Origin of the sequence: Flavobacterium sp. K5-23 (assembly GCF_023278045.1) — a bacterium.
Taxonomy (GTDB): Bacteria; Bacteroidota; Bacteroidia; order Flavobacteriales; family Flavobacteriaceae; genus Flavobacterium.
This window is the reverse complement of the sequence record NZ_CP056783.1, coordinates 1,647,397-1,669,555: the sequence shown is the minus strand read 5'-3', so window position 1 is coordinate 1,669,555 and position 22,159 is coordinate 1,647,397. Positions and strand designations below refer to the sequence as shown.

The following is a 22,159-nucleotide window of genomic DNA, read 5'->3' as shown; positions in this document are numbered from 1 at the left end:
TACAAGAGGCAATTAGTTCATTTTCAAAAAACAAACTAATTATTTAAACCTCAGGCTTTTTTTAGTTATACCTGATCAACTTCTTGAAGGAAAAGTACCTACCAGCGCTATGATATAATTCACGCATACAAAAGGTTGAATATTAGTATGAAATTGACTTCCACCATTATTCACAACTGTAGTAGCCACACCCATTCCTGAAACGTTAACAGCTATAGCATCAGCAGCCATTGTTGTATCTTTCGAAGATGAGTATGTATTTATTTGACTAGGGCCTATATTTCCGGGTTGTGCCGGGTACGCTCCAGTAGGAACATTTGTAGTTCCAGCAGAACTAGCATTCATAGTAGCAGTTGCAGAACCCGCAGTTACTGTAGATTGTGCCAAATGATTATGGGACGGTATTTGCGGCAATGTCAAAGTCACTGTTTCTACACCCCCACGCTGACCCCATCGATAAGTGCTCAGCCCTGGTCCTGTTCCTGGGTGAATGGGAACCCTACTTCTTAAATCCGGTAGTCCGAATGTGGTTGTTCCATCACCTCCATAAGTAGTCCCTAATAATGAAAATAGCGCCTGATTCGAAGCGATGGGTAACAATTGTCCATCACAGAAGGCCCAGCCACGTGGTGCAAAATTTCCAGCGAACATGATAATTTGAGCTAAAATTGGATCCATAAAATATAATTATTTAAAAATTTAATTCAAAAATATGATTAGAAAAAGTTCTACATCTAAGTGTTTTTACTTGTTTTATGATTAATAAACTTATTGATCAGCAAAATAAATTTATTAGAGCCAAAAAAATAATCTACTGTAACCTATTGCTAATCCTACACAAAAAAATACTAAAACATTTGAAATGGAAATAAAAATGTCACAAGACAGGAAATTATTGTCACAAAGTGATAAAAAAATCAACATGTAAGGTTCGCGTAGAATTTCTAAAGCAAATGAAAAATTAGATATGCAGTAAATTTGAGACAAACCTCAGCCTTGCAATGGAAATTATTTAAGATTTCAACAAAACACCCCATAAAACAAGATTCATGATGCGTTTTACCATTTTGTGAATGAAATGATGAAAGTTCATTTCAAATTACTCAGCACTACAAGTATATATTAAGCCGAAATATGAATTTTATGTAGTTACCGAAAAATAGGTGTTATAAAAAAACAACCCAATGCGGGTTGTTTTTTATTTTTAAGAAGACAATAGAAATGGTAATAAGTAAAATACGATAGTTGAAACTATATTAAATAACCTACCTCTGTTTTCAAACTGGCAATAGCTAATTCGAGTTGTCCTTTGAAGGATATATTCGGGAATTTTTTAATAACATCGGGCGGGAAATTTGATGGAAGTAAAGTTGCATTAACATAATGCTTATATAAGAGATGGTAATCTTTTAATAACAACTCTTGTCGCATCATAAAGCCAAAAGAAGGTAGTGTAAGCAATTCTACTGTTTCATTTAAAGTGTTTTCCATAATTTAAATACATTTGATATTCCAACTCAAAAGTCGTTTCTGTTTCACAATTAATAGCCTTTTCGACACTATTTAAATCAATGATTAAATCCTTGTTATATTTGTAATATGTGGTGTCCCTTCTAATGGAGCAAAAATTTCAATTACAGCTTCCCAAATCACTTCTGATGGTGGAACTTGAGCGTTACATTTAAAACGGTAATTCATCCCTGCTACAACTTGTGTTGAAACTGAAGTAGGTGTATAATCCACTCCTAAAAAACCATTTAAAGCTTCTTCAAATACTTGTCTGTCTCTAGGAGAAAGTGGTTGATAAGTTGACCAACCTCCCACTAATGATTCATTGTTTAATACTGCTTGATTTGACATATTATCTAATATTTAATTGTTTTCCTACTCGTAAGGCTTTTCAGATACGCCCCGTTTTTTATAGTGATTTCTAGACTCCACTTTATTACTTACGCAACTTATATACAAGTCATTAGAAACAAACTTGAAAAATATAATAGCGCTTATAATTGTAATTCTTTTACAATACTAAACTAAAGAAGGACTGTTTGATAATAAAATGGAATGGGTTGGGAAATCCTTGTCATAAAGTGGTGAATACATATGACAAGATTTAAAGGCAAAAAAAAATCTCCCGTGAGGACGGAAGATTCTAAATTAATTCATTTTTATAATATGAAACAAATCATTTCAGTATGCGTAAATTATTGATAAGGTTCTTGTATTTGTCGCTCAAAATGGCTTTATGATTTCCTGACAATACAATAAGATTATCTGATGGTATTATTTCGATTATTTTTTCAGTATTGACGATAAAGTTTCTATGCGTTCTGCAGAATATTGACGTATCAAGAAGTTCCAAGATTTTAGTTAAAGATATTAGAATCACAAACTTCTCGTTTTCGGTAATGATGTTACAGTATCTTTCTTCTACTTCGATGTAAACGATTTCGGCAATATGTACTTTTTTTAAGGCTTTCCCCTTTTTTATAAATAAAAATTCCGAACTAATTACAGTGTCTTGTTCATCGCTAAAGAAAACATCATTTTGATCATGAAACTTTTCTACAGCCATTTCTATGGCATACAAAATTTCTAATTCGTTGAAAGGTTTCATTAAAAAACTAAACGGACGGGTCAATTTAGCTCTTTCGAATATTTGTCGGTCATTTGAACTCGTTAAAAACACAAAAGGTTTTGATGCATTAGGAACCACATTAATCGTTTCGGCAAAAGTGATTCCTTCAGGATTACCATTCAAAAAAATATCTATGATAACAACGTCCACTTTGTTAGCATAAAACAAGTTTAATGCTTCACTGTAAGTAGTTGCAACGCCCGCTACTTCATAACTATTTGACAAGAGCACTTTTACCAATGCATCGCTTTGGGCTGGAGTGTCTTCAATTATTAGTACGCTTACTTTATCCATCTTTTTGGGTTTTGGGCAAAGATACAATCATTTTTGTTCCTTTTCCCTCTTCACTCTCAATCCTGAACTTACCACCGTTTTTCTTTATCATCGATTTACATAATTGCAATCCCAATCCAGTTCCTACTATGTCTTCATTTATTTTCTTAGATAATAAAACCGTTTCTTTCATAAGCTCTTGACAGGTTACATCATTCATTCCTAAACCGGAATCCTCAATTACCAGATCCCAATAGTCCTCATTAGAATCTCTGCTATATACCGTAATCTCCCCTTCTTGATTAGAAAATTTAATGGCATTGTCTAAAAAGTTCCTAAGAATCATTTTTAAAGATTCCTGATCGACAAAAACTAAAGCACTTTTTGACACTTTATTTTCGAATTTAATGTTCTTGTCGAGCATTAAAGGCGTGTAGTTATAAGCAGTTTGTTCTACTATAAAAAACAACCGTTGAGATTCTCTATTAAAATAAGATTGTTTGGTTTGCAATAAAGCCCAATGCAGTAAATTATCCAATAGATTATAAGCACCATTAGTAATCGCACTGTTATTATTCAGTTGAATATCCAACTCTGTGAAGTTTTTAGTCTCCAGGCTATGTTGTAATTTGGTATTACTCGTTTTTAAAGCACTCACTGAAGAACGCAAATCGTGACTCACAATTGAAAACAATTTGTCTTTAGTGGCATTCAATTCGTCTAGCTCTGATTTTTGCGCCAGAATAATTTTATTGTTTTTTACTTTTTGTCTGTAAAAATAAGTACCTGCTCCAAACAACAGCAATAAGGAAACCGAAGAATAAAAGAGTCCATTTCGCTCCGCTACTTTTAACTTGTTTTCGGCTTGTAGTACAGTAACTTCTTTTTGTTTTTGCTTTACAGCAAATTGTTTTTCCAGTTCGGCAACTGCCCAAACTTTGTTTTGGTCGTTAAGAGAATCTTTCCATTTTTCGAATTCTTTTCTATAGGTCAAAGCCAATGGGAAATTTTTTCTATTCTCTTCCACTACGGCCATATTCATAGCTGCCGTTTTCTTTAATTGAAAATCATTTGTTTTTTTAGACAAATGATATGCTTTCTCAAAATAAGGAATAGCCTCATTGTCTTTGTATTGATCGTAATATAAAGTAGCGATATCTCCATAAGCCCCAACAAGCATCAGAGTGTCTTTTTCGATTTCTTGTAGTTTTGTACTTTTAATCAAATAGGACTCGGCTTTCTTAAAATCATTTAAATGCAAATAGCAAATACCTAGATTATGATTTACTTTACTTGTTTTTAAACCAAAAAAATTAGTGTCAGCAATATCTTCTAGCTCCTCGAAATAATTTATAGCTTTTTGAAATTCGTTTTGCTCTAGTGCAATTTCGCCCAGAATCATTTTCACTCTATTGTAAAATTCAAAATCACTAGAGATTTTATTTAATTCTTTTTGAGATTCTTTAAATAACTTTTTTTGCTTAAAACTAAAACCTCTAAAAAAATGACAGTAATCATTAAGTTCAACATCATTTGAATTAACACTTAATTGTTTCATAGAATATACTAAAGTAGAATTCCATTTTTCAGCTAAAAAAAACAATTGAGCTTTATGAAAATTGGCTTCTTTAGTAAACTTACTACTCTTGTTTTTAATCTCAATTTCAAATGTTTTATCAATATTTTTTTGTTGAGAATAAATAAAAGTAGAAACACTCAATAGTATTAAAAGAAAGGATATTTTAATTTTAGCATTCATTAAATTAATTTTTCGTGAAAGTACTCAATTCCTAAAAAAAAAATAGAGGTTTTACTTCCTCTATTTTTTAAAAATGTTTTTTTGTTCATTATAAAAAACAATACTATTTTATTTATCCCTGTACTGTCGTTTCTGTTCCTCTTGACCCAATTGGATCTGAATCCCAAAGAAAAGTTTCTAGGAATTTTATAGTATGTCCATGTGAAGATGAAGGGATTTGAAAACTAAAACTATAAGGATAAACTGCTAAAGGAATTTCTTCCTTAAAATTATAAACAAAATAAAGTAATTGCTTATGAGAAGAATCTTCAAGTACTGGATTTGCATAGACCTGTAAAGATGTAACTAAATCTAAAGAATCAATGTAAACAGTTACTTCTACAGTAATTGAAGTGTCTCCATTATTATAATTTGCAGTTACAACAGGAGCTAAAGGTGTCGTAGTAGTTTGTGTAGAAGGGCTTATTAAATCCCCTTTAGTAAGTTGATTAATCGTTGTCAATAGAGTTGATCCAGCAGGATATTCTGTAGGGCAATTAGAATTTGTTGAACTCATAATAATAAATTTAATTAAGTTAGTTTTTTTATTTGGCGTGCAAAATAGTAGTTTTTTTTTTGTTAAACATATTATTTCACTTCAAATTTTACAATAAATTTTGTGAGTAAAATTAAAAAAAATCATATTGGAGTTATGAAGTGATGTTGATATATGTAATCCACATTATCATTATTTATTTTGATTTTGTTGTGAAATATATAACGTATTGAAGGATGTAAAACTAAAAAACCAAGGAATTAATTGAGTTTTATAATAATACCGAAGAGACTGATTTGTCAAAAAAGGAACCCATTAATAAATATAAAACCTTAATATAAAAAAGAGAATCGCATCAATAAAAGACACCAATTATACAAATGAAATTGTTTAAATTAGTGCAATACGTATTTGATCTTTTTTAATAAATTTCTTACTCTTTATGAATGCTATTGGATCTTTCTTCTTCTTGCTTTCACAATTTCGTTATCAATCAAAATAGCCTCGTAGATTTGTTGTTTTAAAAAGGCAACATCAATCTCTTTTATAGAAGTAAAAGTAAGTTTAGAAATGAATTTTGAAGCCGCAAAAGTCCTGTCTGACAATAGATCCCCTTTACAGAAACCTATGGCAACTCCCTTTTCTACTTTTCCCCAAGGTATAGATGCGGGCCAAATATAACATATACGGGAATGACGGTAATAAAAAGGGACGTTATAAGCTAATTTCTCTTTGCAATCCGGCATGCATTCCAAGATTATACCGCGAAGAAAAAGAACAATCTCCAGCTCGTTCTGGGGAAGAGAGTCTAGACATTCGTCAATAGATTTAAATTGTACTTCTTGTGGATTTCCCATATGTTATAAAAAAAGCCTATCCGTTTGGTGGATAGGCTGTAGTTTCAACTATTTTTTTGCGATTTTCATCTCTCTTGCCAAAAGTGTATTTTTCATTAACATAGCAATTGTCATAGGTCCTACTCCACCAGGAACTGGGGTAATAAAACTTGCTTTTTTACTTACGTTTTCAAAATCCACATCTCCAGTAATCACATACCCTTTTGGGGTTGTCTCATCAGCAACTCTGGTAATACCCACGTCAATAACAACGGCTCCATCTTTTACCATTTCAGCTTTCAAGTAATTAGGAACTCCTAGTGCAGTAATAATGATATCAGCTTGAGTTGTAATTTGAGCGATATTTTTAGTGTAACTATGTGTTAAGGTAACTGTTGAGTTTCCAGGAAATCCCTTTCTACCCATCAAGATACTCATGGGACGTCCCACAATGTGACTACGACCTATTACTACAGTATGTTTTCCTTGAGTTTCTACTCCGTAACGTTCTAATAATTCCAAAATTCCAAAAGGAGTTGCAGGAATAAAAGTAGTCATATCCAAAGCCATTTTCCCGAAGTTTTCCGGGTGAAACCCATCAACGTCTTTACTAGGATCAACAGCCATCAATACTTTTTGCTCATCGATTTGAACTGGAAGAGGCAATTGAACTATATATCCGTCAATATTATCATCTTCATTCAGTTCTTTAATTTTCTTCAACAATTCCGTTTCAGAGGTGGTACTTGGCATTTTTACCAAAGTAGATTCAAAACCTACTCTTTCACAAGCTTTCACTTTGCTACCAACATAAGTTAAACTAGCACCATCATTACCAACAATAATTGCTGCAAGATGAGGCACTTTCTCTCCTCTTATAATAATTTTTTGCACTTCGGCCGCAATCTCTGCTTTAATGTCTTCTGCTGTTTTTTTTCCGTCTAGTAGTTGCATTTAAATTTAGTTTAAAAGTTTAAAGTTTAAGGTTTAAAGTTCCCTTTGGAACTAAAAAAAACTTTGGAACTGTATTGTATTTATTGTGTAGTATCTTAAAAATTAAGGTTTAAAGTTTCAGTCAAACTGAATCTTTAAACCTTAATATAAATTATCCTTGCATTCCGCCCGGCATTCCTTTCATTCCACCCATCATCTTCATAAGGTTTTTTCCTCCTGGGCCTTGCATCATTTTCATCATCTTGCTCATTTGGTCAAACTGTTTCATTAGTTGGTTTACTTGCTCGATTTTAGTTCCGGAACCTTTTGCGATTCTTGCTTTTCTTTTTACATCAATCACTGACGGTTTTGATCTTTCTATTGGCGTCATTGAGTGAATGATAGCTTCAATGTGTTTGAATGCATCATCTTGAATCTCTACATCTTTCATAGCTTTTGAAGCACCAGGAATCATCCCGACTAAATCCTTCATATTACCCATTTTCTTTACTTGTTGAATTTGAGTAAGGAAATCATCAAAACCAAATTCATTTTTAGCAATTTTCTTTTGAAGTTTTCTAGCCTCTTCTTCGTCAAATTGCTCTTGTGCTCTTTCCACTAATGACACAACATCTCCCATTCCTAGGATACGTTCAGCCATACGAATTGGATAGAAAACATCAATAGCATCCATTTTCTCTCCAGTTCCTACAAACTTAATAGGCTTATTAACAACCGTTTTAATAGATAACGCTGCTCCACCACGAGTATCACCATCTAACTTAGTAAGGATTACCCCGTCAAAATTTAAGATATCGTTAAAGGCTTTTGCAGTATTTACCGCATCTTGACCCGTCATGGAATCCACAACAAATAAAGTCTCTTGTGGTTGAATTGCTTTATGAACACGAGCAATCTCATCCATCATCTCTTTGTCAACTGCTAAACGACCTGCAGTATCGACAATCACTACGTTGAAACCATTCGCTTTTGCATGCTTGATAGCATTTTCAGCGATTTCAACTGGATTTTTATTTTCTGGTTCTGAGTAAACCTCAACCCCTATTGAATCTCCTACAACATAAAGCTGCTGGATTGCCGCTGGACGATAAATATCACAGGCTACCAAAAGTGGTTTCTTATTCTTTTTTGTTTGAAGATAATTAGCTAGTTTTCCAGAAAAAGTTGTTTTTCCAGAACCCTGTAAACCTGACATTAAAATAACAGTAGGCGATCCCTGAAGGTTAATTCCAGCTACATCACCACCCATTAATTCAGTCAATTCATCTTTAACCAACTTAACTAATAGTTGACCTGGTTGTAAAGAAGTCAAAACATCCTGTCCTAAAGCTTTTTCTTTTACTTTAGTGGTAAAATCTTTAGCGATTTTAAAATTCACATCGGCATCAAGTAAAGCACGACGAACTTCTTTTAAAGTTTCGGCTACGTTTACTTCGGTGATTTTCCCGTGTCCTTTTAATATATGAAAGGCTTTGTCTAGTTTATCGCTTAAATTATCGAACATAATTCTATTTCTCTTTAATTAAGCAGCAAATTTAATCATTTGATATTGAAGTTTAAATAGTATTAGAAATAAAAAACCAACTTTTTCCAAATTAGTAAGTGAAAAATTTATATTTCGAAATTTAATCGAAAAAAATAAACATACATATCTACAAGATAAATCATCTACAAATAAATATTCTAATTACTTTTGACCAATAAAGAATTTATATCAATACAGGTTGAAGAAGAAATAAAAGCAAATTATTTTCACTTAGAACAAAACAAAATCGATTTGTTTGAACTATTAAATCAATTCACAAAACTATGAGTTACAACGACATTATTGGCTCTATAGGAGTTGGCATTATACTAATTGCCTACTTCTTAAATATCTTTTCTTTCATCCCTAAAGAAGGGAAATTATATTTCGTCCTGAACATAATTGGAGCTAGCATTGCTTGTTATGCATCAATTTTAATTAACTACGTGCCTTTTATCATTCTAGAAGGAACTTGGGGTATAGTAAGCTTATTTGGATTAATCCAATCTTCCAAAAAGTAAAATTTTAAACAAAAAAAACGACTTCAAATTGAAGTCGTTTTTTTTATATAATATAAGTTAGGATTACATTCTCTCAGGTACGTTTATTCCGAATAATTTAAAAGAAACCGCTATAGTATCAGCCACTTTCTTAGAAAGCTGCACTCTGAATACTTTCTTGTCTAGGTTTTCTTCTCCAAGAATAGGAACAGCTTGATAAAATGAATTGTACTCACGAACTAAATCGTATGTGTAATTAGCTAATAAAGCCGGACTGTGATGATGCGCCGCATTTTGAATTACCTCTGGAAACAATTCCAGTTGTTTCAACAATTCCTTTTCTTTTTCATGAAGCTCCGTAATAGTAGAAGTTCCAGTGAAATCAAAATCAGCTTTGCGGATTATTGATTGGATTCTTGCATAAGTGTATTGAATGAACGGACCTGTATTTCCGGCAAAATCAACAGATTCTTCCGGATCGAAAAGGATTCGTTTTTTTGGATCCACTTTTAATATATAATATTTCAAAGCACCCAAACCAATAGTGGTGTATAGTTTTAATTTTTCTTCATCAGAATAGCCTTCTAACTTCCCTAAATCTTCCGATATTTTCTGGGCAGTATCCGTCATTTCCTGCATTAAATCATCTGCATCCACAACAGTTCCTTCACGGCTTTTCATTTTTCCGGAAGGTAAATCCACCATCCCGTATGATAAATGAAATAGACTGGAAGCCCAGTCAAAACCAAGTTTTTTCAAAATCAGGAATAACACTTTGAAGTGATAATCCTGCTCATTCCCTACCGTATAAACCATTCCACCTACATCCGGCAAATCTTTCACACGTTGAATTGCAGTTCCTATATCCTGAGTCATATAAACTGCAGTACCATCTGAACGCAATACAATTTTACGGTCTAATCCTTCATCAGTCAAATCAATCCAAACAGAACCATCTGGATCTTTTTCGAATATTCCTTTTTCTAATCCTATTTGGACAACATCTTTCCCTAATAAATAGGTATTACTTTCATAATAATAGTAATCAAAATCAACCCCAAGGTTTTTATATGTTATTTCAAAACCATCATAAACCCATTGGTTCATCGTTTTCCAAAGCGAAATCACTTCTTCATCTCCAGCTTCCCATTTTAAAAGCATTTCCTGAGCTTCAATAATTATTGGAGCCTGTTTTTTTGCTTCTTCTTCTGTTTTTCCTTCGCTCATTAACTGAGCTATTTCTTGTTTGTACGCTTTATCAAAAGCCACATAATAATTCCCGACTAATTTATCTCCTTTTTGACCAGTTGATTCAGGAGTTTCACCGTTTCCGAATTTCTGCCAAGCCAACATAGACTTACAGATATGAATTCCCCTATCATTGATGATTTGGGTTTTGTATACTTTTTTCCCTGAAGCTTTGATAATTTCGGCAACTGAGTATCCTAATAAATTATTACGAACGTGCCCTAAATGCAAAGGCTTGTTAGTGTTTGGAGAAGAATATTCAACTAACACCGCTTTGTCATTTGGATTAGGAGATTTAATACCAAATTTCGCATCGTCTTTAATTGCATTGAAAAAATTTAAATAATGCTCATCTGAAATCACGATATTCAAGAAACCTGACACTACGTTAAAACGGGAAACCTCAGCTACATTTTCAACTAGATAATTCCCTATTTTATTCCCTAATTCTACAGGATTACTCTTTATAACCTTCAATAAAGGAAAAATCACCATAGTGATGTCTCCTTCAAATTCCTTCCGCGTAGATTGAAACTCAACTTTTTCAATAGTAATATCAAATAAAGCATGAATAGCTTTCTCAATTGAGGGGGTAAGAATCTGTGATAATGTCATTTTGTCTTTTTATTTTTAAAGAAGCAAAGATAGTTATAATGTAGCAAATTGAAAATCGGATAACAAGATAATTTCTTACTCAAAATGAGGCAATTAACGCATTAAAGTATGAATTACAGTGTTTTTAAAAAAAAAACTGTAACAATTTATTCATTAAAGAGTCTATTGTATAACACCTAATACTAGTATTTGCTAGGAAATATTAAATATTGTTAAAAACAGTACTATGTATTACAAGTTATTCAAAATAAAGATTACCTTTGCATCATCAATCAATTCACAATCAAAATCAAAAATCATGAAATTCAAATTATTTTTAGTCTTGTTATTCGGAACACTCGTTTCGATGCAAGGGCAAAACTCAGTCAAACCTGCACTTCTTGAAAGTCAGGGAACTATCTCCGGAAAAATTATTGACAAGAATAGTAACCAACCTCTTCCGTATGTAAATATTATTGTAAAGGAAGGAACCAAATTTATTACTGGTGACATTTCATCTGACAAAGGGACTTTCTTAATCAAAAACCTTCCTTTAAAAACCTACACCGTAGAAATACAGTTTATGGGTTACAAAACAGTAACAAAAAAAGTGAGTTTAAGTAATGAAAACAAAAATGGAAACTTAAACACAATTGTTCTTGAAGAAGACGCCATCCAACTTAAAGGTGTGGAAATCATTAGTGAAAAATCCACTTTCGAACAAAAAATAGATAGAAAAGTAATTAATGTAGGGAAAGATATTGTGGCTTCAGGAACTAACGCTTCTGAAATTTTCAACAATATCCCAACAGTAAGTATTGATCCCCAAACAAAAGAATTAAGTCTTAGAGGAAACAACAATGTAAGAGTATTAATAGACGGAAAACCGTCTAATATTGATACTGCACAATTGTTACAACAAATCCCTTCGTCTTCCATTAAACAAATTGAATTAATTACAAATCCATCGGCAAAATACAACCCTGAAGGAATGAGTGGTATCATCAATATCATTTTACACAAGAACGCAAAAGACGGTTTTAATGGTTCGATCAATAGCGGAGTAACTTTTGGTATCACACCAAAACTAAACACTGCTCTTAATTTAAATTATAAAACAGGTAAAATAAATATTTATGGTAACTACGGATTAAACCATGGAAGAAACGCAAATCGCGGATTCATAAATAGTGAAAGACCAAATCTTGAAAACGAACAAAATTTTAATTTCATTAATCTAAACACATCTCATTTACTTAAAGCTGGAATTGATTATTATATCAATGAAAAAAACACTCTTTCGTTTTATACAAATCAGAATATAGTTGACGGTAAAGGAAACGGAAGCACATTTGTGAATTATATAGATCCTTCTAATGATGACACTAAACAGCTTTTTAATTCGAAAAGTGACAATAACACACAGACTTATGACATCGATTACAAACACGAATTCACTAAAAAAGGGGAAAACATAGAAGCGCAAGCTAATTTTTCGAAAACAAAAAATAACGAAAACACGCTGTATCAATTTCCTTTTATACCAACATCGAACACGAATAACATAGACAGTAATACTGATAATTACCAAATAAACATAGATTACGTCAATCCATTATCTGAAACTGCAAAACTGGAGTTGGGTGCTGAAAGCAGAAATCTTTCCACTTCAAATCAATTCTTAGATTACATTACGGCTACTCCTAACACAACTAACCATTTTAGTTACGACAGAAACATTTATTCTGCTTATGCTAATTACAGCAAACAATGGAAAAAATGGAGTGGACAAGTTGGTTTGCGTCTAGAGAACTATTCGATCGAAGCAGCATTTAACAGCAAAGTTGTTAATCCTTCTTTTACAAGTGATAAAAACATAGAAGACAATATTTTCTCTTTTTACCCATCAGCCTTTTTTACTTATACTTTAGATGATAAAAACACTTTCAATTTAAATTATTCACGCAGAGTTGACAGACCAAGTGTTGGTCAAATAAATCCTATTAGAGAATGGACAACACCATTAGTGGAATCTAGAGGAAATCCAGAATTGGAACCTCAATTTACCAATTCATTTGAAGTAAATTACACTAAAACCACTAAAATAGGTTCTATTACTTCGGGAATTTTCTATAGACAAATCAATAATGAAATAGGAAGAGTGATTTATAAAAATCCTGATAACAGCAATCAAGATATTATATCATTCAACAACTTTGACAATAATAATTCATACGGTATAGAATCTTCGGCAAATTTAAAATTCACTCCTTGGTGGTCCATAAATGCAAGTGTAGATGCTTATTTCAAAACCGTTAAAGGAACTGTTGAAAATGCTAATACCGGATTATTAGAAAACGGACAAGTCGATGTAACTACTTTTAACGCAAGACTGAACAATACATTTACCGCTACTAAAGAATTACGTTTCCAACTTTTCGGGATGTATAGAGGTCGTGATTTAGGATTACAATTTGAAAGAAATGCAATGTACAAAGCTGATTTAGGAGCAACTTACAATGTGTTAAAAGGAAAAGGAACGATAACTGTACGTGCAAATGATTTGTTTAATACAATGCACTTTGGTTTCAATGGAAAAATTCCATACAACCAAGTAGGGGCTTTTTATTGGGAAAGCCAAACCTATTACATCGGGTTTAACTACATCTTTGGTGGAGCAAAAAACAAAGCGCTTCAGCGTAAACAACGTGATGCAAATGAAACCCAAGGTGGGGGTGGAATTTTATAAAAATTTAGTTTGAATAATTTGTTGCCAAAAAAAACCCGGAGTATGCCAACTCCGGGTTTTTTGTATTTATAATAAAATAGAAAAAGTATTACCACTTAATAACAGCACTTCCCCATGTAAATCCACTTCCAAAAGCGGCAAGAACTACCGTATCTCCAGATTTGATTTTCCCAAGTTCCCATGCTTCAGTTAAAGCAATAGGAATAGATGCTGCGGTTGTATTACCGTATTTCTGGATATTATTAAAAACCTGATCATCCGTAAGTTTAAACTTTTGCTGGATAAATTGAGAAATCCTCAAATTAGCCTGATGTGGAATCAACATATCAATATCCGAAACTTGTAGATTATTAGCCTGCAATCCTTCATTAATTACTTCACTAAAACGCACCACTGCATTTTTAAACACAAACTGTCCGTTCATATGAGGAAAGTAACTTTCATCGTCAGGATCATTATCCGCTAAGATATCATTTACCCATCTACCTCCCATTCCAGGAGCTTTTAGAACTAATTCATCAGCATGCAATCCTTCTGAATGTAAATGTGTAGACAAAATTCCTTTTGTCAAATCTTCTTCTCTACTCAAAACCGCTGCTCCAGCTCCGTCACCAAAAATAACCGAAACTCCACGTCCACGAGATGTCATATCTAATCCTGTAGAATGAACCTCTGAACCTATTACCAATATGTTTTTATACATACCCGTTTTAATATATTGATCCGCTACTGAAATAGCATATATAAAACCCGAACATTGATTTCTAACATCTAGTGCTCCTACGGTTCTTAACCCTAAATCACGTTGAACCATAACCCCAGGTCCTGGAAAATAATAATCCGGGCTTAATGTGGCAAAAACCACAAAATCGATATCTTCCTTAGCAACTCCTGAACGCTCAATAGCAATCTCAGCCGCTTTCACTCCCATAGAAGTCGTAGTATCCTCGCCTTTTATAATATGTCTTCGCTCTTTAATTCCCGTTCTTTCCTGAATCCACTCGTCATTAGTGTCAATCAACTTCGACAAATCGTCATTAGTCACCACATTATCGGGAACATAATACCCTAATCCTGTTATTTTAGAATGGTACATAATTATTGTTTTAATTAAAATAAGTTTGCAAATTTACAAATACTATAAATTATTGGCTCACAAATTACTACTTTTTTAATAAATTATCATTTTAATATTTTCTGTAGCAATTTCCCGCTATCCGCTTCAATCTTTTATGGTTTTCTAAAAAAACCATAAAAGGATTTTCACTTCTATCAGGGCTAGGAATTTCGATTCAAAAGAAATATTTCATTCTATATGTAACAAGATGTGCATACAATAGACAAATAAATTAAAATTATATTTTAAAAACCAAAATAACTCCAATTATGAAATTAAAAATAGGCTTTCTGTTATTTCTATGCATCAGCTTAAATGCTTTTGCACAAGAAAACTTGACGTATCAAAAACCCTCTAAATCGATATTAGATTTAGCCGATTACGAAAGAGCACCTTCAGTATCTATGGATACTAAAAAAGAATACATGCTGCTGTCTTATAGAAACACCTATAAAACATTAGACGATTTAAATCAAGATGAATTAAGACTTGGAGGCTTGAGAATTAACCCAATAACTAATATCTCTAGTACGGTTACCTATATTAACAATATCAAACTAAGAAAAATAAAAGACCAAAACGAAGTGCAAGTTTCAGGATTACCCACTAATCCTCGTTTAACTAATATTTCGTGGTCGCCAAACGAAAAGAAAATCGCTTTTTCACACACCACTTCAACAGGAGTTGAACTTTGGTTTGTAGATGTTGCAACTGCAAAAGCTACAAAATTAACCGAGGCTAATGTAAACGCAAACCTTGGAAATCCTTTCAGCTGGTTCAATGACAACGAAAACATATTGGTGAAAATGTTGCCTAAAAACCGTGCAGCTTTATTAGATGCCAAGAAAGATTTGCCATTGGGCCCAATCGTTTCTAATGCAGATGGTTCTAAATCACAAAACAGAACCTACCAGGATTTATTGAAAAATAAAGCTGATGAGACTAATTTTGAAAACATCATCACATCAGAATTACATAAAGTAAACCTAAACGGAACGGCAACTTTATTTAAAAACGCTGATATGTATGCAGGCGAGGAATTCTCTCCAGACGGGAACTACATAATGATCTCTACGATCCAAAAACCGTTTTCATACATTGTCCCATTATCTCGTTTTCCATCAAAAACAATTGTTTATGACAGAGCAGGTAAAACGGTAAAAACGGTTAATGAAGTTCCTTTATTCGAAATAATGCCAAAAGGTTTTATGGCAGTACGTACCGGAAAAAGAAGTATGAACTGGAGAAATGACAAACCAGCCACTTTATCTTTTGTGGAAGCTTTAGACGAAGGAAATCCTGAAAACAAAGTGGACTACAGAGATGCAGTTTCATTATGGAATGCACCATTTGATGTTGCTCCTTCAATAGTGATGAAAACAAAACAACGTTTTGGAGGTGTGATCTGGGGGAATGAAACTACTGCCGTAGTATTTGATCAATGGTATGACACTAGAAACACTAAAACTTATTTACTAAATCCATCAGATGTAAATCAAGTACCAAAAGTGATTTCAGACAGAAATTCACAAGACATCTATTCTGATCCAGGTAATTTTGAAACTATAAAAAATCAATACGGGAAACGTGTTTTAGCTATAGAAAATAACAAGCTATTTTTAATGGGTGATGGTTTTACTAAACAAGGTCAATTCCCTTTTATAGATGAATTTAGCTTGAATACTTTAAAAACAAATCGTCTTTATACTTCAACTTATACTGATAAAAAAGAAAACTTATTATCTATAGAAGATTTCAAAAAAGGAGAGGTTTTAGTACTTATTCAATCTAAAAGTGAATATCCAAATTACTACTTTAGAAACATCAAGCAAAAAAATAAACTAACACCTATAACATCGTTTGAAAATCCGTTTGAAAGCATTAAAAATGTTAGCAAAGAAGTGATCAAATACAAACGTAAAGATGGAGTGGAATTATCCGGAACTTTTTATTTACCTGCAGGTTACGACAAAGTTAAAAAAGAGAAACTACCATTATTAATTTGGGCTTACCCAGCAGAATACAAAGACAAGAATTCAGCTGGACAAAGCAGTCAAAACTCAAATGAATTTACATTCCCTAATTATGGATCGTTCATTTACTGGGTTACTAAAGGATATGCTGTCTTAGACGATGCTGCTTTCCCTATTATTGGAGAAGGAACAACAGAGCCAAATGATAATTTTATCACACAGCTTGTCGATAATGCTGAGGCTGCAATTAATGCAGTAGATGCTTTAGGATATATCAACAGGAAAAAAGTGGCTATTGGAGGACATTCTTACGGAGCATTTATGACTGCTAATTTATTGACTCACTCTAATTTATTTGCTTGTGGAATTGCTAGAAGTGGCGCATACAATAGAACTCTTACTCCTTTTGGATTCCAGTCAGAGCAACGTAATTACTGGGAAGTTCCTGAAGTGTACAACACGATGTCTCCTTTTATGAATGCCAATAAAATGAAAACACCATTGTTGTTAGTTCACGGAGAAGCGGACAATAACCCTGGTACATTCACATTACAAACGGAGCGTTATTTCCAAGCTTTAAAAGGTCTAGGAGCACCTGCAAGAATGGTGATTTTACCTAAAGAATCACACGGTTATGCTGCTAAAGAAAACATATTGCATTTACTATGGGAACAAGACCAATTCCTGGAGAAATATTTAAAAAACTAATGCTACTCTTTTAGTATTAAAAAACCCCGAAATTTTATGAATTTCGGGGTTTTTCATTTTTATGACATCATTAAGGACACTTCCTCATTGAGTTCTAAAGGTGTATCGTGTTCAAAGAATATCGCTCTTCGTTCAAATGCGGCTTTGATTAAATAATGTCCCCCTTTAAAATACGATTGTTTAACAACCGCTTTCATTAAGCTATTATCAACAACTTTTAACTGGTGTGGGTATAACAAGACGACTTCATCTTCACCCTCAATAGGCACTAAATTAGACAACATAAATTCATTTACTTCACCAAAAAGGGAGGCGACATATTTATTTACTGGTTGATTATAAATCGATGCCGAATCTCCTTTATCAACTAACATTCCTTTATACAATACAATCGTTTCATCAGAAAAAGAAAGGGCATCAGTACTGTCGTGAGTTGCCACAAAACAGGTAATCTCTTTTTTCTTTAAGTAAGCAAACAAATTCCGACGCAAAGCATTTTTTCTAAAGTTATCGATATGGCTAAAAGGCTCGTCGAGCAACAATACTTCCGGTTCTAAAGCCAAAACTCGAGCAAGCGCCACACGTTGTTGCTGACCTCCACTTAAAAACTTAGCATGCACATTAGCAAATTCCGTCATTTCAACCATTTCTAAGAGTTCCTGAACACGTAACTTTTTCATGCAGTTGAAACCATTAGACAAAAACTTCCCCACGTTTTCTGCAACAGTAATATGAGGCATTAAATCGAAATCCTGTGCCAAGTATTTAACAAAAGGCATCCCAGGTATCAAATTGTATTTTGGTCCCAACACTTTGGTTTCGTTCCAGAAAATATTCCCCTCATTTAAATCATGCAAACCATAAATCAATTTTAAAAGCGTACTTTTTCCGCATCCGCTCTCTCCTATTATGGCAATATTCTGCCCTTTTTCAACCGTGAAATTGATATTCTGAAGAACCGGTTTTTCGGTATAACCAAATGAGATATTTTGTACTTGAAGCATTTTTATAATAATGAATTTTTAAGACTGCAAAGATAGATTTCTTTGATAAAGATGAATTGATGAATTTTGATTTTTTATGTAAAAAAAAATCGCTCCGTATTAAACGAAGCGATTTTCAATATTATAAAAAAGGGTGGTTTTAATTCCCAGCTTCTTTTTCAGCATCTTGACGCATTTTGTCATTTGCAGTAATTGCAAACTCTACACGACGATTTTGACTTCTTCCTTCAACAGTTTCATTTGAAGCAATAGGATCAGCAATTCCTAATCCAGTTACGTGAAATCTAGCCGAAGCAACTCCTTTACTTACTAAGTAATTTCTAACTGACGCTGCTCTTTCTCCTGAAAGTTTTAAATTATAATCAGCTGGTCCAGTACTATCTGTATATCCAAAAATAGTAATATCAGTATCAGGATACTCTGTAAAAACAGGTACTAATTTATCTAAATTTGCTTTAGCAGTTGCAGTTAAAGTTGATTTATTAGTATCAAAACGCACTGCATTTTCATTTAAAACTAATTGAATCCCTTCACCTACACGTTTTACCTCAGCACCAGGAAGCACTTCGTCAATTTGTCTTGCTTGTTTGTCCATTTTATTACCAATAACTCCACCGGCAACTCCACCTACAACTCCACCAAGAACAGCACCCATAGCGCCTTTTCCACCTTTTCCAAGGTTATTCCCAAGAATAGCACCTATCACAGCACCACTCGCTGCTCCAATACCTGCTCCTCTTTGTGTATTATTTGTGTTTTTTAAAGCTTCACAACTAGTGAAGATTGACCCAATAACCATTACTAATGCTATTGTAACTACTGAAATCTTTTTCATATCTCTATTTTTTTTTATTATTAATTTGCTCTTTGAAACTGGTAAACTACATCAATATCTTTACCACCTACATTAGTTCCTTTGTCAACCAGTTGGAAAGAATCATCAGTTTGATTTGCAACATGTAAAATGTAACCTGCTCTTACTCTTTTGGCTTTTTCACCAGCGTCTAGAACTTTCAAAATGAATTCCCCATTTGTATTAATAAACCAAGTGATTGGAGAACTAAATACTGGACAATCAAACTTTGTTAAAGCCATATTCCCTTTGTTATTATTCGAAACAAATTTCCATGTGCTTCCCACAAAACATTTAGAATCTGCAATATCAAAAGAATTTACCTTGATATATTCTGATCCTGGATAAGTCACTGAAGTTAATACCCAGTTTCCTTTTACTGCTACTTGAGCTTTTTTATCTAATTTCTTGTCAGTTATAGATGAAGTTTTACAAGAAAACAGCAATACACTCATTGCCATTATTAAAATAATTTTTTTCATTTTATGTCGTTTTTATAATTAAACTAGTACAAAGATACAAAGCTATCTAAAGCGATTGTTTCAAAATTGATTTATTTTGTTTCAAAATTAACAGTTACGCCATTTTGTCACTTCACTCTCAATTGGTATTCTATTTGAAAGATATTCAAAAGATACAAAAAAAACCTTTAAAATTAAAAATATGACAACAGGAAAAATTAATGTTTCAGTAGAAAACATCTTCCCTTTAATCAAGAAGTTTCTATATAGTGATCACGAGATTTTTTTACGTGAATTAATTTCAAATGGAACTGACGCAACTCTAAAACTAAAACACCTTATCAGCATTGGCGAAGCCAAAGTGGAATACGGAAACCCAACTATCGAAGTGAAAATCGATAAAGAAGGTAAAAAACTACACATCATTGATCAAGGATTAGGAATGACTTCTGATGAAGTGGAGAAATACATCAACCAACTTGCTTTTTCTGGTGCCGAAGAATTTTTAGAAAAATACAAAGATTCTGCTAAGGATTCTGGAATCATCGGGCATTTTGGTCTTGGTTTCTATTCTGCTTTTATGGTAGCTTCAAAGGTGGAGATTATCACTAAATCATTCAAAGACGAACCAGCAGCACATTGGATCTGTGACGGAAGTCCTGAATTCTCTTTGGAACCAGCTGACAAAACTACACGTGGTACTGAAGTCATTTTACATATTGCAGAAGACTCTTTGGAATTCCTTGAAGAATTTAAAATCAAAGAGCTTTTAAACAAGTACAATAAGTTTATGCCTATTCCAATTAAATTTGGAACAAAAACAGAAACACTTCCTAAACCGGAAGATGCTCCTGAAGATTACAAAGCAGAAACTATGGAAGTTGACAATATCATCAACAACCCAAATCCAGCTTGGACAAAACAACCAACTGATTTATCTGATGAGGATTATAAAAAATTCTACCACGAGGTGTACCCAATGCAGTTTGAAGAGCCATTGTTTCACATTCATCTTAATGTAGATTATCCATTTAACCTTACTGGAATTTTATACTTCCCAAAATTAGGTTCGGATATGCAAATCCAAAAAGACAAAATCCAATTGTACCAAAATCAGGTATATGTAACGGATAATGTGGAAGGAATTGTACCTGAATTCTTGACGATGTTAAAAGGAGTTATAGACTCACCAGACATCCCGTTGAATGTTTCTCGTTCTAGCTTACAAGCAGATGGTGCAGTTAAGAAAATCTCTAACTACATCACCCGTAAAGTGGCTGATAAATTGAAATCGTTGTTTACTGAAAACCGTGAAGATTTTGAGAAAAAATGGAATGACATCAAAATCGTTTTGGAATACGGAATGCTTTCTGATGACAAATTCTATGAAAAAGCGGGTGCTTTTGTATTGTACCCATCTGTATCTGATAAATTCTACACTCTAGAAGAAATCAAAGAAAACCTGAAGGACAAGCAAACGGACAAAGACGGTAAACTAGTGGTTTTATACGCAGGAAACAAGGACGCGCAACACTCTTATATCGAAATAGCACAGGAAAAAGGATACGAAGTATTACTTCTTGACTCTCCTATTATTTCGCACCTAATCCAAAAAATTGAAGGTGATAATAAGGACATTACTTTTGTACGTGTGGATTCTGACCATATTGATAATTTAATCAAGAAAGAAGAAAACACGATTTCTAAATTATCTGAAGACGAACAAACGAACCTGAAAACAGTTTTAGAAGCAATCGTGCCAAAACAAAACTATAGCGTTCAACTGGAAGCTATGGATAGCCAAGCAGCTCCATTTATCATCACGCAACCAGAATTTATGCGTAGAATGAAAGAAATGAGCCAGTCAGGTGGTGGCGGCGGAATGTTCGGGATGGGAAATATGCCTGAAATGTACAACTTGGTAGTAAATACCAATTCAAATTTGGCAACTAACATTTTAAATACCGAAGACAAAACGCATCAAGAGCACTTGGTAAAACAAGCTTTAGACCTTGCTAAATTGTCTCAAAACTTATTAAAAGGAGAAGCATTGACTGCCTTTGTAAAGAGAAGTTTCGAAATGATTAAATAATCCTCCCCTAACCCCTCCAAAGGAGGGGAATTAAGACCTGCGAGTGAAAACTTGCAGGTTTTTTTTTGGAGCAAATGGATTGTTTTCCATAAGAACTTCTCTCCCGCTATACGCTACAATCCACGCAAAAAAAGCGTGGGATTTCCACTGTTATCGGGGCTATTTAGGAAATACAGTTTATCATAATAATGATTAAATTAAAAAAAGACTGAAAAGGCACTAAGGACATTAAAAAATTAGTAACAAATAAAAATATTATTTATACATTTGATAATAACTCACTATTTAATAGCAACTATCTATCTGATTTTAGGCGTATAATCACTACTATGAAGCGAGC

At 33.2% G+C, this 22,159-nt stretch carries 18 protein-coding genes; 4 read left to right on the top strand and 14 right to left on the bottom strand.

Features of this window, described 5'->3' with window-relative positions:
- Positions 1 to 75: 75 nt before the first annotated feature.
- The 9 genes from FLAK523_RS07390 to ffh all read right to left on the bottom strand — a co-directional run bounded on the left by FLAK523_RS07390 (position 76) and on the right by ffh (position 8,499).
- Positions 76 to 678 carry a phage tail protein gene (locus FLAK523_RS07390; RefSeq protein WP_248907939.1) on the bottom strand — a complete coding sequence of 201 codons (603 nt, stop codon included), beginning with the start codon at positions 676 to 678 and terminating at the stop codon, positions 76 to 78.
- A gap of 573 nt (positions 679 to 1,251) precedes the next feature.
- A complete protein-coding gene (locus FLAK523_RS07385; protein WP_248907937.1) occupies positions 1,252 to 1,491 on the bottom strand; it encodes a hypothetical protein in 240 nt (79 codons plus the stop codon).
- A gap of 84 nt (positions 1,492 to 1,575) precedes the next feature.
- Positions 1,576 to 1,860 carry a hypothetical protein gene (locus FLAK523_RS07380; RefSeq protein ID WP_248907935.1) on the bottom strand — a complete coding sequence of 95 codons (285 nt, stop codon included), beginning with the start codon at positions 1,858 to 1,860 and terminating at the stop codon, positions 1,576 to 1,578.
- A gap of 325 nt (positions 1,861 to 2,185) precedes the next feature.
- Positions 2,186 to 2,932, bottom strand: a complete 747-nt coding sequence (locus FLAK523_RS07375; RefSeq protein ID WP_248907932.1) for a LytTR family DNA-binding domain-containing protein — start codon at positions 2,930 to 2,932, stop codon at positions 2,186 to 2,188.
- Entirely contained in the window at positions 2,925 to 4,670 is a 1,746-nt protein-coding gene (locus FLAK523_RS07370) for an ATP-binding protein (RefSeq protein WP_248907931.1), read from the bottom strand. The genes FLAK523_RS07375 and FLAK523_RS07370 overlap by 8 nt, the downstream gene beginning before the upstream one ends.
- A 112-nt stretch (positions 4,671 to 4,782) precedes the next feature.
- Positions 4,783 to 5,226, bottom strand: a complete 444-nt coding sequence (locus FLAK523_RS07365) for a hypothetical protein (protein ID WP_248907930.1) — start codon at positions 5,224 to 5,226, stop codon at positions 4,783 to 4,785.
- Positions 5,227 to 5,654: 428 nt separating this feature from the next.
- On the bottom strand, positions 5,655 to 6,062 hold the full coding sequence (locus tag FLAK523_RS07360; protein ID WP_248907929.1) for a DUF1801 domain-containing protein: 408 nt from the start codon (positions 6,060 to 6,062) through the stop codon (positions 5,655 to 5,657).
- Positions 6,063 to 6,110: 48 nt separating this feature from the next.
- On the bottom strand, positions 6,111 to 6,995 hold the full coding sequence (locus FLAK523_RS07355) for a bifunctional 5,10-methylenetetrahydrofolate dehydrogenase/5,10-methenyltetrahydrofolate cyclohydrolase (RefSeq protein WP_248907928.1): 885 nt from the start codon (positions 6,993 to 6,995) through the stop codon (positions 6,111 to 6,113).
- Between the two features lie 151 nt (positions 6,996 to 7,146).
- Entirely contained in the window at positions 7,147 to 8,499 is a 1,353-nt protein-coding gene (ffh, locus tag FLAK523_RS07350; protein ID WP_248907927.1) for a signal recognition particle protein, read from the bottom strand.
- A gap of 305 nt (positions 8,500 to 8,804) precedes the next feature.
- Between ffh and FLAK523_RS07345 the strand changes: the two genes are divergently transcribed.
- Positions 8,805 to 9,041 carry a hypothetical protein gene (locus tag FLAK523_RS07345; RefSeq protein WP_248907926.1) on the top strand — a complete coding sequence of 79 codons (237 nt, stop codon included), beginning with the start codon at positions 8,805 to 8,807 and terminating at the stop codon, positions 9,039 to 9,041.
- A 63-nt stretch (positions 9,042 to 9,104) separates the two neighbouring features.
- Here the strand turns inward: FLAK523_RS07345 and argS are convergent, their stop codons facing one another.
- A complete protein-coding gene (argS, locus tag FLAK523_RS07340) occupies positions 9,105 to 10,883 on the bottom strand; it encodes an arginine--tRNA ligase (protein ID WP_248907924.1) in 1,779 nt (592 codons plus the stop codon).
- A 298-nt stretch (positions 10,884 to 11,181) separates the two neighbouring features.
- Between argS and FLAK523_RS07335 the strand changes: the two genes are divergently transcribed.
- The gene (locus FLAK523_RS07335; protein ID WP_248907922.1) at positions 11,182 to 13,611 is read left to right on the top strand and encodes an outer membrane beta-barrel family protein; all 2,430 of its coding nucleotides are present in this window, start codon (positions 11,182 to 11,184) and stop codon (positions 13,609 to 13,611) included.
- Positions 13,612 to 13,699: 88 nt separating this feature from the next.
- On the opposite strand, the gene FLAK523_RS07330 is transcribed toward FLAK523_RS07335, so the two are convergent.
- Positions 13,700 to 14,707 (bottom strand): 3-oxoacyl-ACP synthase III family protein, encoded by a 1,008-nt coding sequence (locus FLAK523_RS07330; protein WP_248907917.1) that lies wholly within the window; start codon positions 14,705 to 14,707, stop codon positions 13,700 to 13,702.
- 290 nt (positions 14,708 to 14,997) lie between these two features.
- Here FLAK523_RS07330 and FLAK523_RS07325 point away from each other — a divergent pair, with 290 nt between their 5' ends.
- A complete protein-coding gene (locus tag FLAK523_RS07325) occupies positions 14,998 to 17,409 on the top strand; it encodes a S9 family peptidase (protein ID WP_248907915.1) in 2,412 nt (803 codons plus the stop codon).
- Positions 17,410 to 17,468: 59 nt separating this feature from the next.
- Here the strand turns inward: FLAK523_RS07325 and FLAK523_RS07320 are convergent, their stop codons facing one another.
- The 3 genes from FLAK523_RS07320 to FLAK523_RS07310 form a co-directional block, all read right to left on the bottom strand.
- Positions 17,469 to 18,413: an ABC transporter ATP-binding protein gene (locus tag FLAK523_RS07320; RefSeq protein ID WP_248907913.1), complete on the bottom strand. Its 945-nt coding sequence runs from the start codon at positions 18,411 to 18,413 to the stop codon at positions 17,469 to 17,471.
- A 139-nt stretch (positions 18,414 to 18,552) separates the two neighbouring features.
- A complete protein-coding gene (locus FLAK523_RS07315) occupies positions 18,553 to 19,248 on the bottom strand; it encodes an OmpA family protein (protein ID WP_248907911.1) in 696 nt (231 codons plus the stop codon).
- Positions 19,249 to 19,268: 20 nt separating this feature from the next.
- Positions 19,269 to 19,748 (bottom strand): lipocalin family protein, encoded by a 480-nt coding sequence (locus tag FLAK523_RS07310; protein ID WP_248907909.1) that lies wholly within the window; start codon positions 19,746 to 19,748, stop codon positions 19,269 to 19,271.
- Positions 19,749 to 19,929: 181 nt separating this feature from the next.
- Here FLAK523_RS07310 and htpG point away from each other — a divergent pair, with 181 nt between their 5' ends.
- Entirely contained in the window at positions 19,930 to 21,819 is a 1,890-nt protein-coding gene (gene htpG, locus FLAK523_RS07305) for a molecular chaperone HtpG (protein WP_248907906.1), read from the top strand.
- Positions 21,820 to 22,159: the final 340 nt, after the last annotated feature.

Bases quoted from the DNA above. Each gene is read 5' to 3' on its own strand.
- FLAK523_RS07390 (WP_248907939.1), bottom strand. From the start codon at position 678: ATGGATCCAATTTTAGCTCAAATTATCATGTTCGCTGGAAATTTTGCA.
- FLAK523_RS07385 (WP_248907937.1), bottom strand. From the start codon at position 1,491: ATGGAAAACACTTTAAATGAAACAGTAGAATTGCTTACACTACCTTCT.
- FLAK523_RS07380 (WP_248907935.1), bottom strand. From the start codon at position 1,860: ATGTCAAATCAAGCAGTATTAAACAATGAATCATTAGTGGGAGGTTGG.
- FLAK523_RS07375 (WP_248907932.1), bottom strand. From the start codon at position 2,932: ATGGATAAAGTAAGCGTACTAATAATTGAAGACACTCCAGCCCAAAGC.
- FLAK523_RS07370 (WP_248907931.1), bottom strand. From the start codon at position 4,670: ATGAATGCTAAAATTAAAATATCCTTTCTTTTAATACTATTGAGTGTT.
- FLAK523_RS07365 (WP_248907930.1), bottom strand. From the start codon at position 5,226: ATGAGTTCAACAAATTCTAATTGCCCTACAGAATATCCTGCTGGATCA.
- FLAK523_RS07360 (WP_248907929.1), bottom strand. From the start codon at position 6,062: ATGGGAAATCCACAAGAAGTACAATTTAAATCTATTGACGAATGTCTA.
- FLAK523_RS07355 (WP_248907928.1), bottom strand. From the start codon at position 6,995: ATGCAACTACTAGACGGAAAAAAAACAGCAGAAGACATTAAAGCAGAG.
- ffh (WP_248907927.1), bottom strand. From the start codon at position 8,499: ATGTTCGATAATTTAAGCGATAAACTAGACAAAGCCTTTCATATATTA.
- FLAK523_RS07345 (WP_248907926.1), top strand. From the start codon at position 8,805: ATGAGTTACAACGACATTATTGGCTCTATAGGAGTTGGCATTATACTA.
- argS (WP_248907924.1), bottom strand. From the start codon at position 10,883: ATGACATTATCACAGATTCTTACCCCCTCAATTGAGAAAGCTATTCAT.
- FLAK523_RS07335 (WP_248907922.1), top strand. From the start codon at position 11,182: ATGAAATTCAAATTATTTTTAGTCTTGTTATTCGGAACACTCGTTTCG.
- FLAK523_RS07330 (WP_248907917.1), bottom strand. From the start codon at position 14,707: ATGTACCATTCTAAAATAACAGGATTAGGGTATTATGTTCCCGATAAT.
- FLAK523_RS07325 (WP_248907915.1), top strand. From the start codon at position 14,998: ATGAAATTAAAAATAGGCTTTCTGTTATTTCTATGCATCAGCTTAAAT.
- FLAK523_RS07320 (WP_248907913.1), bottom strand. From the start codon at position 18,413: ATGCTTCAAGTACAAAATATCTCATTTGGTTATACCGAAAAACCGGTT.
- FLAK523_RS07315 (WP_248907911.1), bottom strand. From the start codon at position 19,248: ATGAAAAAGATTTCAGTAGTTACAATAGCATTAGTAATGGTTATTGGG.
- FLAK523_RS07310 (WP_248907909.1), bottom strand. From the start codon at position 19,748: ATGAAAAAAATTATTTTAATAATGGCAATGAGTGTATTGCTGTTTTCT.
- htpG (WP_248907906.1), top strand. From the start codon at position 19,930: ATGACAACAGGAAAAATTAATGTTTCAGTAGAAAACATCTTCCCTTTA.